General features: G+C 73.9%; 12 protein-coding genes. 6 read left to right on the top strand and 6 right to left on the bottom strand.

What is annotated here, in order from left to right:
- Positions 1 to 6: 6 nt before the first annotated feature.
- Entirely contained in the window at positions 7 to 858 is an 852-nt protein-coding gene (purU, locus tag I3F58_RS25825) for a formyltetrahydrofolate deformylase (RefSeq protein ID WP_240111102.1), read from the top strand.
- 344 nt (positions 859 to 1,202) lie between these two features.
- Here the strand turns inward: purU and I3F58_RS25820 are convergent, their stop codons facing one another.
- A complete protein-coding gene (locus tag I3F58_RS25820) occupies positions 1,203 to 2,330 on the bottom strand; it encodes a zf-HC2 domain-containing protein (RefSeq protein WP_240111101.1) in 1,128 nt (375 codons plus the stop codon).
- A complete protein-coding gene (locus I3F58_RS25815; RefSeq protein ID WP_240111100.1) occupies positions 2,327 to 2,935 on the bottom strand; it encodes a sigma-70 family RNA polymerase sigma factor in 609 nt (202 codons plus the stop codon). Before I3F58_RS25815 ends, I3F58_RS25820 begins: the two co-directional genes overlap by 4 nt.
- Positions 2,936 to 3,111: 176 nt before the next feature.
- On the opposite strand from I3F58_RS25815, the gene I3F58_RS25810 reads away from it, so the two are divergent.
- The 3 genes from I3F58_RS25810 to I3F58_RS25800 all read left to right on the top strand — a co-directional run bounded on the left by I3F58_RS25810 (position 3,112) and on the right by I3F58_RS25800 (position 4,981).
- A complete protein-coding gene (locus I3F58_RS25810; protein WP_240111099.1) occupies positions 3,112 to 3,507 on the top strand; it encodes an STAS domain-containing protein in 396 nt (131 codons plus the stop codon).
- 95 nt (positions 3,508 to 3,602) lie between these two features.
- Positions 3,603 to 4,112 (top strand): EF-hand domain-containing protein, encoded by a 510-nt coding sequence (locus I3F58_RS25805; protein ID WP_240111098.1) that lies wholly within the window; start codon positions 3,603 to 3,605, stop codon positions 4,110 to 4,112.
- A gap of 404 nt (positions 4,113 to 4,516) precedes the next feature.
- On the top strand, positions 4,517 to 4,981 hold the full coding sequence (locus tag I3F58_RS25800; RefSeq protein WP_240111097.1) for an ATP-binding protein: 465 nt from the start codon (positions 4,517 to 4,519) through the stop codon (positions 4,979 to 4,981).
- A gap of 221 nt (positions 4,982 to 5,202) precedes the next feature.
- On the opposite strand, the gene I3F58_RS25795 is transcribed toward I3F58_RS25800, so the two are convergent.
- From I3F58_RS25795 to I3F58_RS25780, 4 genes are all read right to left on the bottom strand, one after another.
- The gene (locus tag I3F58_RS25795) at positions 5,203 to 7,065 is read right to left on the bottom strand and encodes an acetate--CoA ligase family protein (protein WP_240111096.1); all 1,863 of its coding nucleotides are present in this window, start codon (positions 7,063 to 7,065) and stop codon (positions 5,203 to 5,205) included.
- Positions 7,066 to 7,171: 106 nt separating this feature from the next.
- Positions 7,172 to 8,419, bottom strand: coding sequence for an NAD(P)/FAD-dependent oxidoreductase (locus I3F58_RS25790; protein ID WP_240111095.1), 1,248 nt, complete (start codon positions 8,417 to 8,419; stop codon positions 7,172 to 7,174).
- Between the two features lie 185 nt (positions 8,420 to 8,604).
- A complete protein-coding gene (locus I3F58_RS25785; RefSeq protein WP_240111094.1) occupies positions 8,605 to 9,273 on the bottom strand; it encodes a pyridoxal 5'-phosphate synthase in 669 nt (222 codons plus the stop codon).
- A gap of 235 nt (positions 9,274 to 9,508) precedes the next feature.
- Positions 9,509 to 10,156: a TetR family transcriptional regulator gene (locus I3F58_RS25780; RefSeq protein ID WP_240111093.1), complete on the bottom strand. Its 648-nt coding sequence runs from the start codon at positions 10,154 to 10,156 to the stop codon at positions 9,509 to 9,511.
- Between the two features lie 379 nt (positions 10,157 to 10,535).
- Here I3F58_RS25780 and I3F58_RS25775 point away from each other — a divergent pair, with 379 nt between their 5' ends.
- Positions 10,536 to 11,339, top strand: coding sequence for a VOC family protein (locus I3F58_RS25775; protein WP_240111092.1), 804 nt, complete (start codon positions 10,536 to 10,538; stop codon positions 11,337 to 11,339).
- 183 nt (positions 11,340 to 11,522) lie between these two features.
- Positions 11,523 to 12,443: serine/threonine-protein kinase (locus I3F58_RS25770; protein WP_240111091.1), on the top strand; the 921-nt coding region annotated here is incomplete at its 3' end.

The following is a 12,443-nucleotide window of genomic DNA, read 5'->3' as shown; positions in this document are numbered from 1 at the left end:
GCAAGGATGACCGACCAGTACGTCCTCACCCTCTCCTGCCCGGACAAACAGGGCATCGTGCATGCCGTGTCGAGCTATCTGTTCATCACGGGATGCAACATCGAGGACAGCCGGCAGTTCGGAGACCGTGACACGGGCCTGTTCTTCATGCGGGTCCACTTCTCGGCGGAGGCGCCGGTCACGGTGGAGAAGCTGCGGGCCAGTTTCGCGGCGGTCGGTGACTCCTTCGAGATGGACTGGGAGATCCACCGGGCCGACGAGCGCATGCGCGTGGTCATCATGGTGTCGAAGTTCGGGCACTGCCTGAACGACCTGCTGTTCCGCTCCCGGATCGGGGCGCTGCCGGTCGAGATCGTGGCGGTGGTGTCGAACCACACGGACTTCGCGGAGCTGGTCGCGTCGTACGACCTGCCGTTCCACCACATCCCGGTGACCAGGGACACGAAGGCCGAGGCGGAGGCCCGGCTGCTGGAGCTGGTGCGCGGCGAGAACGTCGAGCTGGTGGTGCTGGCCCGGTACATGCAGGTCCTGTCGGACGACCTGTGCAAGCAGCTGAGCGGCCGGATCATCAACATCCACCACTCGTTCCTCCCGAGCTTCAAGGGCGCGAAGCCGTACCACCAGGCGCACGCGCGGGGCGTGAAGCTGATCGGTGCGACGGCGCACTATGTGACGGCCGACCTCGACGAGGGGCCGATCATCGAGCAGGAGGTCGAACGGGTGGGCCACGAGGTCACGCCCGACCAGCTGGTCGCCGTGGGCCGCGACGTCGAATGCCAGGCCCTGGCGCGTGCGGTCAAATGGCACGCGGAACACCGCATCCTGCTGAACGGCACCCGGACGGTGGTGTTCGCGTAGCGGCACCCCCCCGTGGGGGCGCGCTCGGCCACGGCGGAAAGCGCACCTCCTCCGGCGGTGACGCGGCGCGCGCGTTCGGCCACGGGTCGAGCCGCCGGCCCGCCCGTCCTTCCCTCGGAGCGTCGTCCAGGGAGCCCCTCTCCGGGCGGAACGCACCCTTGCCGCGAGACGCGGTCGGCGGCCTCCGCCCCGTCCACACGCCCCCGCGGGTGTGCGGGCGCCGTGCGGCAACCGCCGGAGGGTCGTGCCCCGCACGAGCCGTCGTGAGGCGGCGGGCTTCCGGAGCGGGCCCCGGCCACGCGCCGGGGGAAGGCCCGGCCCCCACGGCGGAACCGGCGCCGCGCCTACAGGCGGCTCAGGGACGCCGCCGCGTGGAGGGCGTCGTGGACGGCCCCGCGGTCGCCGGACTGGCCGGCGGCCGCGTCGTGCGGGGTGACGCGGCCGGAGACGACGCGGAGGAACTCCTCCGCGTCCAGGGCGACCTGGGCGACCACCTGGTCCGCGCATCCCACCGCGGCGGGCGAGTCCAGCGCGATGTACCAGTCGCCGCCGCCCTGGCCCTCGATCTCCAGGTGCAGGGACCGCCCCGGCGCCCCCGCCGCCACCGGTCCCCGCGCCGCCGCCGCGCGGCCCGCCCGGCGGCGTGCCGCCAGGGCGCGGGGCAGCAGCCGGGCCGCCAGGTCGACCATGCCGTGCAGATGTGTGCCGCTCGGCGGGGCGTACGGGTAGTCGACCGCCCGCGCGATGTCCTCCGCGTGCACCCAGCACCCGAAGGCCCGCTGCAGGAACGCGTCCTTGAGGGGGAGGGTGAAGTCTCCGTACGGGACGCGGAGTTCGCCTACACCCCGGCCCGCGAAGGAGACCGTACGGACCAGTGTGTGGGCCTGTTCCCGCCACGGCTCCCGTACGTCCCGGGTCGGGGGCCGTCCGCCGGCGTTCCACAACGCCTCCGTCCGCCCCGCCGGGTCGCCCGGCGCGGGCGCGGGCACCGGGTCGTCGAGACTGAGCGCGCACGCGACGAGCCCGTCCACCGCCAGCAGATGCGCGATCACCGCCGCCACCGTCGTACGGCGGTCCCCCTCGAACCACCGCAGCCGCACCGGGGCGTGCCACTCAGGCTCCCCGAAGTCCTGGAGCAGTGCGTCCAGCCGTGCCGTCTCCGCGTCGTACGGCCCCGCCCACTCGGGCACCGGGACCCGGGCCGGGCGGCGGCCCAGACAGGTCTCCAGCACCTGGGACCTCAGCAGCGGATCGAGATCCAGGTCCCGCTCGTTGTGCAGCAGCGCGACCGCGTCCCGCAGCCGCAGTGCCTCGTCCGCGCAGGGCGCGCACTCGGTGAGGTGCGCCTCGACCGCCTCCGTCTCCTCGGCGGAGCACGCCGCCAGTGCCCACGCTCCGAGCAGTGACTTCAGGACGCCGTGCGGCAGCGACGCCGACGCGCGCACCCCCGCCTCCTCGTCCGGGCCGTTCATCGCGTGCCGCCCGGTCTGCCCTGTGCCGGTGCCCCGGGGTCCAGGGGCCGGGTGTGGGCCGTGGACAGCAGTTGCAGGCCCAGCCGCAGGCGGCGCCGCGCCTCGTCCTCGGTGACCCCGAGGTCCGCCGCCGTCTGCCGGTAGTCCCGGCGCTGGAAGTACGCCAGCTCCAGTGCCTTCCGCAGCGGCGCCGGCATGGACGTCACGATGTAGTCGGCGCGCGCCGCGACCGCCGCACGGCGCACCCGCTGCTCCAGCTCCTCGGACTCCGCCTCGGCCACCGGGCCCGTCGACCCGCGCTCCGCCAGCTCCCGCGCCCCGCGCTGCCGCAGCCGGTGCACGGCCTGCCGCCGGGTCAGCCGCGCGATCCAGGAGCGCATCGAGCCCTCCTCCTTCGGGTCGAACGCGTCGGGGTTCTCCCACACGTAGCCGAAGACCTCCCGGGTGACCTGGTCGGCGGCCTGCTGGTTGTCGAGCACCCGGTAGGCGGTGTTGTGGACGAGCGAGGCATAGCGGTCGTAGAGCTCGCCCAGCGCGGCGGCCTCGCCCCGCGCCAGCCGCTGCTGCATCCGGCGGTCCCAGCGCGGTGGTGTGTCCTTCGCCATGACTCGAATGTAGTGCGCGGTCACGGAGGCGCACCCGCCTTTGACGAAGAGGGTACGGATGCGGCCACCCTGCCCGGAGTGTGTTTCAGTTGGGCACGACGGGGCAGCGGGGACGGGAAGAGCAGCCTCCGGATGGATGAATACGGGCAGAACGTACGGGCAGGAAGGTGCCGCGCTTGAAGCTGACGGTGGAGCGTGCCGAGCGCGCGACCTGGGCGGTCCTGCACATCTCGGGCGAACTGGACCTGGTGTCCTCGGCGGTGGTGCGCAGACGGGTGCACGACGTCGTGGCGGACGGCTGTCACCGTCTCGTCCTGGACCTGTCCGGTGTGCGGTTCTGCGACTCCAGCGGTGTGGGCGTGCTCATCGCCGCCCGGCGGCTGCTGCACTCCTGCCGGGGCACGCTGCGGCTGATACTCCCGGCCCGCGGCGCCGTCGAGGGCTCGCACGTCAACCGGGTGCTGGCGGCACTCGGCGTGCGGCGGCTGTTCGACGTGTACCCGGACGTGGCGGCGGCCACCGGCGAGGGCCACGGGGACGCGGGGGACGAACCGGGCACGCTCACCGCCTGACCGCCGCGTACCGCACGGCTGTGCCCCCGCCGTGCTTCGTCCTGCGCCTCCCGAAGCGCCTCCCGAACCGCGGACTCCCGTCGTACTCTCCGGGCATGGACGACGCAGAGGAGCTGTACCAGCACCGGATCGCCTCCCGTTTCGCCGCACTCGACCAGGAGAACAGCGGCTACATCTCCCGCGAGGACTTCAGTACCGCCGCCCGGCGGCTGCTCGTGGAGTTCGGGGTTCCGTACCGGTCGGACAGGGGACAGGCGCTCAGCTACGGCGCGGAGGCGTTCTGGCAGGGTCTCGCGGGCATCGCGGACGTGGACGGCGACCAGCGGGTCAGCCACGAGGAGTTCGCGTACGGCGCGGTGAAGCGTCTGCGGGACAGCCCGGAGCGGTTCGCGGAGATCGCCCGGCCCTTCGTGCGGGCCGTGCTCGCCGTGGTGGACGGTGACGGGCGGGCCGGGGCGGCGGGCCTGGAGCGGGCGTTGCGGGTGCTGGGCGTGGACGCCCCGGCCGCCGCCCTGGCCGCGGGCTCGCTGGACTCGGGCGGGACCGGACGGATCGACGAGCAGGCCGCGGTCGCGGGACTGGCGCGGTACTTCACGCTGCCGTAGCCCGCGCGGCGGCGGTGGCCGCCTGGCCGAAAGGGTGTCGCCCGACGGAATGACGTCCGGGGCGCGTTGCGGTACGGAACGCGTCGCTGTCACGCCGGGTGACCGCGACCGATACCGGGTCGTGTCCTGGCCCCGCCCGTCACGGAGAGTCGGAGCGTGCCCGCTCGGGTACGCTCCGTGCCGTGTGCGTGCTGGTGACGTTGCCCGGGAGCGGTGAGCCGCCGAGTGCGTCGCCGCGTTCGACTGCGGGGCGTGAGGGTCGCACAGTATGCCTCAGCCGTACTCCTTCGCGCGGGAATATGCCTGAAGCGCTTGTTGCGGTGACTGTACGTCAACCATGCTGTCCCACAACGTTGGCTGTGAGGCGCGTGGCGATGTGTCCGCCGGTTCGGATGGTGTGAGCGGTGCAGGTGCTTCAGGTTCAGATCGAGGTCGGTCCCGATCCCGCGGAGGTGGGCAGGGCCCGGCGGTGGGCGAGGTCCCGGATGGCCGGTTCGGGTATAGCGGCGGACGAGCCGCTGGCCGAGACGCTGGTGCTGCTGGTGTCCGAGCTGGTGACCAACGCCGTGGTGCACACCGGCTGTCCGGCGGTCCTGCGGCTGCTGTTCGGCCCGGGCGGCGGCACGGTCCGGGTGGAGGTGGCGGACCGCAGTACGGCCCCGCCGCTGCAGCGGCACGCGGACGGCGGCGACACCCATGGCCGCGGGCTGGAGTTGGTGGACGGCCTCGCGGACCGCTGGGGCTGGCAGCCGGAGGGCGCGGGCAAGCACATCTGGTGCGAGCTGGACAGGGGCGCGCCCCTGTTCGCGCCGGTAGTGCGTGAGTCGGGGGCGTGTGAAGCGCAACGCGCCGTCACGAATACCGCGTAACGGTTATTTCCTTGAATAGCTGTTGACGAGCCGTGGTCGTCTGATCACTCTTGGATCAGCGATTCGTGGCGAGGGGACGCCGAGGACTTGACGCCCTCGGCGAGTGCGGGTCGTATCGCGGCGGCGGGAACCGCGCGCCGTGATGGGTGGCGGCCGCGGTGCCGTGCTCGGGGCGCGCATGAGCGCGCCGCCACCCCAAGGGCTCACCGGCCGCGTTGCGTTCAGCCGGCCGCCGGAGCCCGGCGGAGCGTCGCCGTCGCGTCCAGTGCGGCTGTGCCGCGGCCCCGTCGGCGTACGGCCAGAGGGGCCACGTGCAGCTCGGTCAGGTCGTCGGCCAGTTCCACCGCCAGGCGCTGGAGGCGGAGGAGGGTGTCCGCGAGGGCGTCCGCGTCGAGGGCGGCCAGGAGGGGGCCCGCACGCAGTTCGTGCAGCAGGTCCCGGGCGGTCGGCTCGTCGAAGGGGGCGACCCGGACCGCCGCGTCGGCCAGCGGGGCCAGGTCTCCGGCCGGCCGGACCGTCACCACCGGGCCGAACCGGGGGTCCCGGGTGACCGACACCGCCAGTTCCACACCCCCGTCGATCAACTGGGCGACCACCACGCCGTCCAGCGGTACGCCCATGCGGCGGGCCGCGGCGGCCATGTCCCGGTAGGCCTCCCTGACCTGACCGGCGGAGGTCAGGCCCACACGCGATCCCCCTTCCGGGGCGCACGCCTTCAGCACCACCGGATAGCCGACTCTGGCCGCCGCCCGCACGGCCGCCGCCGCGCTGGTCACCAGCTGCTCGCGCGGGACGCGGATGCCGTAGGCGCGCAGAAGTTGCTTCGCCGCGTGGGCGGTCAGGATCCGGTACGGGGCGGCGCCGCGCGGCTCCAGGTCCAGCAGGGCGCGGGCCTTGCGCAGGGAGAGGGAGGGCTCGACGGACGCCGGGCGGTAGTGGGTGACGAAGCGGGCGTGGTCGAGATAGGACCTGATGGCCGCGGCGCAGTTGGCGGGGGTGCGGAAGACCGTGGTGCGCGGGGCGACACCGGGCGGGGGCTCCTGGTCCGCCACCACGCACACGGGCTTCGCCACGGTCCGGGCCGTGGCGCCGGAGTCGGGAGCGCCGCCGGAGGCCGTCAGGACCAGGACCCCCACCTCCGGGTCCGTCAGGGCGGCCTCAGGCGTCGGCGTCCGGACGGCGGTCAGACCCGCGGCCCGCGCCGCGTCCATCAGGTAGCCGTCCGCGGCCGGGGCGTACACGGCGACGGTGTCCGGCGGGGCCGGGGTGCCCGGGGGCCTGCGGGCGTGCGCGAGGAGGGCGGCGGTGTCCTGGAGCTGGTCGGGGCGGTCCACCCGGACCACGCCGAACTGGCGCAGTGCCGCTGCCAGAACGGGGTCGGGGGCCGGGGCGTACGCGACGACGGGCACCGCGCGCCGGGCCGCCAGGTCGAGCGCGCGGTGCAGGGCCCGGCCGTCCCGGACCGCGTCCAGGTGGCAGGCGATGGCGCCGACGTCCTCCCGGCCGGTGAGGTAGGCGATGACCTCGGGAGCGGCCAGGTCGGTCTCGTCACCGGTGGCCATCCGGTACGGGACGCGTGCGCCCGCCTTCCGGAGGGCGCCGCCCAGGGTGTGGAGCTGCCAGGGGTGGCGGGCGATGAGGGCGACGCCCGGACTGTCGCCGCGCTGCTCCCGTAACCCGCCGACCACCTCGTACGGCTCCGTCTCCGTCGGTCCGACGAGCCGCGCCCCGCCGAGGACCCGGGCAGCGTGCTCCGTCCGCGCCGGGCCGGTGGGCCCTGTCCCGCCGACGGCCGTGGCCTTCCGGTCCATGACCGCGAACCGCACCTGGCCCCACAGGTGTTCCCCGGCGGCCAGGCCCTGCTCTCCGACGATCACGGCCACGTCGACGCGGGTTCCCTCGGCCGCCTCCGCGGGGAGGATCTTCGCTCCCACCTCCGCCGCCCAGCGCTCCACCCACCGCGGGGTCCGTGTCACGGCCTCGGTGTCCGCCGCGCTCGCGACGACCACCACCTCCGGCCGGAACAGCCCGTCCAGGTCGGGGGTGCCGGGGGTGCCGGTGGTCTCCTGCGTGGGTCCGAGCATCGTGTCGCCGCTCCCGCCTGGGTGGAGTGGAACTGATGTGCCGTCAGATGCTGAACTGTTTCCCTGCTGACGGGATGTCAGAAACCTTCGCCGGGTCGGGATCCGGTCAGCGCGGCAGGCTCACCGGAGGCACCGGGACCGGTTTGGGGCGGGGGACCGGCACGCCGGCCGGAAGGGGCGGCAGGGCCGCGACGGCGCGGGCGATCCGGCGGGCGTCCAGGGCCAGTTCGCGCAACGCCCCGCTGAGCGGCTGGGTGAAGCCCGTGAAGTACAGGCCGGGCGCCTTCGGAGCCGTGCGGGCGCCGTGGACGCGTGGAAGTCCCGTGCCGTCGAGGACGCCGAGGTGGCCCACCAGGGGCTCCAGCGCCCGGCGGTAGCCCGTCGCCGCGATCACCGCGTCCGGGCGCAGCCGGGTCCCGTCCGCCAGGACGACCTCGCCGTCCTCGGCGAACGACTCCACGGCGGCGACCGGCTCGACACGGCCTTCCCGCACCGCGTCCACCAGGCCGGTGTCGTGGACCGGCGGCGTCCCCTCGCGGCGCAGCCGGGTGTACGGGCCGGTGGCCGGGCGGGGCAGCCCGTAGGGGGACAGGTCCGGGACGGTCACCCGCTCCAGCACCCGCAGCAGCCGGTCGGCCGGCCACACCGGCAGCCTGCGCACCAGGACGCCCGTCGCCTGCGCGGGCCAGCCCGCGACCGAGCGGCGCACGATGTGCGGGACGGTCCGGACAGCCAGCCTGACCCGCGCGGCGCCGCCGCGGGCCAGGTCGACGGCTATCTCGGTACCGCTGTTGCCCGCGCCCACGACGAGCACGTCCCGGTCCTGGTACGGGGCGGAGGAGCGGTATGTGCCGGAGTGCCGCAGGTCGCCGGTCCAGGCGGCGAGGCCGGGCCAGTCGGGGAGCCGCGGGGTGTGGTGGCGGCCGGTGGCGACGACCACGGCCCGGGTGGTGAGGCGACGGCCGCCGGTGGCGTGCAGCACCCAGCCGCCGGGATCCTCGGGCCCGCCGTGCTCGATGCGGGTGACCTCGATCCCGTGCACGATCTCCAGGTCGTGGAACTCGGCGTACCGCTCCAGGTACCGGAGCAGGTCGTCGCGTTCCACCCAGCGGCCGAACGAGCGGGGCATCGGCAGGCCCGGCAGCGCGGACATGCGGCGGGTGGTGTGCAGCCGCATGCCGTCGTGGTGGCCGCGCCAGGAGGCCCCGAGCGTCCGCGCCCGCTCCAGGACCACCGCCCGTACGCCCCTGCGGCGCAGTGCGGCGGCGGCGGCGAGGCCGCCGGGGCCGGCGCCGACGACGTAGACCGGCGGGCCGAGGAGAGGGGTGACGGGATGGTCGGTTGCAGGGGCCATGGACGCTGAGCGTAACGGGCGAGCCCCTTGTTGGGTCCCGGTCAAGCCGGAAAACGGTTGCGAAAGCATCACGAACCCGGCGCGGTGCGCGCGTCGTACCGCGGGTGGCGCACCCCGGGGCGCGGGTGGCGGTCGATCTCACCGCCCCTTCCGGGAACGGGGCTCCGTCCCCGGGCCGACGCGCTCTACGGCCAGAGCAGCTCCCGGGACCAGCCCCCGGTCTCCTCGCGGGTGTAGCGGAGGCGCACGTGGCGGCGGGCCGCGTCGCCCTGGAAGAACTCGGCCTCGGACGGGGCCAGGACATACCGCGTCCAGGTCGGCGCGTGCGCCGTCGGCTCGGCCTGAGCCCTCGCCCAGGCGGCCTCGCTCGCCGCGCGGAGGGCGTCCGGGGACGGCAGCGGCTCGCTCTGGTGGCCCACCAGCGCCGCGGCGAGGGCGCCCGTGGACCGGACGTGGAGGTCCTCGTACGCCTCCTCGGGCGTCCCGGTCGTGACCGGGCCGCGCAGGCGGATCTGGCGGCCCTGGACGGGCCAGTAGAAGTTGAGCGCCGCGTACGGGCGGGCGGCGAGCTGTCGGCCCTTGGCGCTGGTCGCGTGGGACGCGAAGTGCCACCCGCGCTCGTCGGCGCCGTGCAGCATCACCGTACGCACGTCGGGGCGGCCGTCGGCGTCGACGGTCGCCAGGTCCATGGTGTGCGGCTCGGCCTGACCGGCCCGGGCGGCCTCGACGAACCAGGCGCGGAAGAGGGGGAGGGGGGAGGCGGGCGCCTCGGAGGGGTTGAAGGAGGGGAGCGGGGTGTCCCATACGGGGAGCGAGTGGAGGGTCGCCTCGAAGGCGTCGTCGCGGGTCGGCATGGACTCATCATGCGCGGTGCGGGGCAGGAGTGGTCCGGCGGCGGGGGCGCGGCGGTCCTGCTGCCGTGGTCCGCCGCCGGACGTGACAGGACGCGCGGGGTCGGTCTGGGGGCGGGGCTGAGCGACACCGCGCGGCACCGCGCGACGCGGTACATGGCGGCGCGCGCCGGGGCTGTTCAGGCGCGGGCGGGCACGGGGCCGTGTCCGCGACCGGGCGCCGGTGCGTGTCCGCCGGTCACTTCGCCGGCTTCTTGCCCGTGATCCCCAGATGCACCAACAGTGCAAGGTTGGGCCGGAGTTCGGCCTGCTTGACGCCCCACGTCTGGAAACCCTTCTGGTGCGACGCGCACGCGGCCAGCATCATGACCATCGCGCCCGCCACCGCAGAGGGGTTCACGTCCTTGTCGACCCTGCCCTTGGCCTGCAGCTCCTTCACCGAACCGGCAAGGGAGTTGGTGACCGAGTTCAGGATCTTCATGCGGATCTTGTAGAACCGCTTGTCGCCTTCAGCGGCGCCCAGATCGATCACCCGGAGGATCGCGTCGTTCTGCCGCCAGAAGTCGAGGAACCCGTCGACGAGATCCTCGGCGGTCTGCCGTCCGGACTTTCCGGCCCAGGAGCGGCCGGACACCAATTCGGTCAATCCTGCGCCCTCCTGGGCCATTTCCTCGGCGATTTCCAGGACGGCGCCCTCGACGTCCGGAAAATACTGGTAGAAGGTCGCAGGTGAAGTGCCCGCCCTACGGGCCACGTCGATGACTTTGACGTCCCGGTACGGCGAGGAGCCGAGCATCTCGCTGAGGCAGTCGAGCAGCTTCTGCCGCGTCGCCTGGCCGCGTCGACCGGCCACGCGGCCGTCGACGGTGCGTACTTGTCCTGTCATGCCGTCAGCTTACCGACGGGGGATCGGCGCGCGATTCGGCCGACTGCAAATGGGGTGCGGGCGCTCTGGAGAGCGCCTCCGGGAGCTTCTCGGTTACCGGTGAGTCAATATCGGAGGCGTGCCGCGGCGGCGGCTCCGGGCCGCCCGGCGAGCGCGAGTCGCCCAGCCGCGCTCTTGCCGCCGCCCATACCTCGATAGGACTATTAACAGGCTGTGGACAACGGTATGGGCAAGTGGCCGCCGCCCGCCCGGAATATGCGGCTATGAGCCCTCGTTCCACGCCCCTCCGGCCCTTTCCTCCTTCTGCGTCCCGCCCGTCCCCGCATTAGCGTGACGACGGGGTGACCGCTGAAGGTGAGCGCAGAAAGGGATCACACCCATGGCCGCGACGACGGAGGCGAAGGCGGAGGGCACCCCCTGCTGGGCGGATGTGCTGCTCCCCGACCTCGAAGCCGGCAAGCGCTTCTACGGCGAGCTGTTCGGCTGGACCTTCGCCGACAGCACCGAGACGTACGGTCCGTACACGATGGCCTTCAGCGAGGGCCGGCTGGCCGCCGGGCTCGCGCCCAAGGGCGACGGCCGGATGCCCACCGCCTGGGGCGTCTACTTCGCCACCCGTGACGCCGTGGGCCTCACCGGGCGGATCGAGGAGGCCGGAGGCCGGGTCATCACCCGGCCTCTACGGGTCGGGTCCGCCGGGATCACCGCTCTGGTGACCGACCCGGGGGGCGCCGTGTTCGGGCTCTGGCAGGCGGAGGGGCGGGCGGGCTTCGAGAAGCAGGGACGGCCCGGCTCCTTCGCCTGGACCGAGGTGTACACGCGGGCCCCGGACAAGGAGGCGGTCGACGCCTTCTACGAGACGGTCTTCGGGTTCCGGGCCCGCGACCTGGACGACCCTTCCGTCGACTACCGCGTCTGGTCGCCCGCGAGCGCGGAGACCGCGAGCGACGAGACCGCGATCGGGGGGCGCAGCGTGATCGGCCCGGCCTTCCCTGCCGAGATGCCCGCCCACTTCCTCGTGTACCTCGCCGTCGAGGACTGCGACGAGGCCGCGGCGGAGGCCGTGCGGCTGGGCGGCCGGGTCACGGAGGAGCCCTTCGACACGCCGTACGGACGGATCGCCGTGCTCGCGGACAACCAGGGTGCGGTCTTCGCGGTGCTGGCGGAGCCGAAGGCCGCGTGACCGAACGAACCGGGTGACCGTGCCCCCCGGGCCCCTGCCGCCCCGCCGGTCCCTCACAGACGTGTCCGGATCGGGGTGAGACACCCCGATCCGCCCCCGGGTTCGCCACCGCCGCCTCGGACAGGAAGAATCAGGGTGCACAGGGTCGTACCCTCATGGCCCTGACGGGGAGGTGGCAGGCAAGTGGAGCAGCTCACGCAGCACGACCCGAGACGGATCGGTCCGTTCGAGGTGCTGGGCCGGCTCGGCGCCGGTGGAATGGGCCTGGTCTATCTGGCGCGGTCGGCGTCCGGCCGGCGCGTTGCGATCAAGACGGTCCGGACCGAGCTCGCCGAGGACCAGCTGTTCCGCGTGCGCTTCACGCGCGAGGTCGAGGCCGCACGGAAGGTGTCCGGTTTCTACACCGCGGCCGTCGTGGACGCCGATCCGCGCGCCGCAGTGCCCTGGCTGGCCACCGCGTACGTGCCCGCGCCCTCCCTCGAGGAGATCGTGAACGAGTGCGGGCCGCTGCCCGCGCCCGCCGTGCGCTGGCTGGCGGCCGGGATCGCGGAGGCCCTCCAGTCCATCCACGGCGCCGCTCTGGTGCACCGCGACCTGAAGCCTTCGAACGTGCTGGTCGTCGAGGACGGGCCGCGGGTCATCGACTTCGGCATCGCGTCCGGCGTCTCCAACACGCGACTGACGATGACGAACGTCGCCGTGGGCACCCCCGCCTACATGTCGCCGGAGCAGGCGCGGGACTCGCGCAGCGTGACGGGCGCGAGCGACGTGTTCTCGCTGGGCTCCACGCTGGTCTTCGCCGCGACCGGTCACGCGCCGTACCACGGGGCCAACCCCGTCGAGACGGTGTTCATGCTGCTGAGGGAGAGCCCCGACCTGGAGGGGCTGCCGGAGGAGCTGCGGTCGCTGATCGAGTCGTGCATGCAGATGGACGCGTCACAGCGGCCGACCCCGGCCGATCTCCAGGCGGAGCTGGCGCCCTATCTGTTCGCCGGGGGCGATGACAGCGGCACGGCGTCGGCGTGGCTGCCGCCGGCCGCGACGGCCATGATCGAGCGGCGCCGGGGCGGGCGCCCCGCGAGCGCGCCGCCCGCACCCGCGGCC

Source organism: Streptomyces sp. MUM 203J (genome assembly GCF_022414595.1).
Taxonomy (GTDB): Bacteria; Actinomycetota; Actinomycetes; order Streptomycetales; family Streptomycetaceae; genus Streptomyces.
This window is presented reverse-complemented; position numbering and strand designations above follow the sequence as displayed.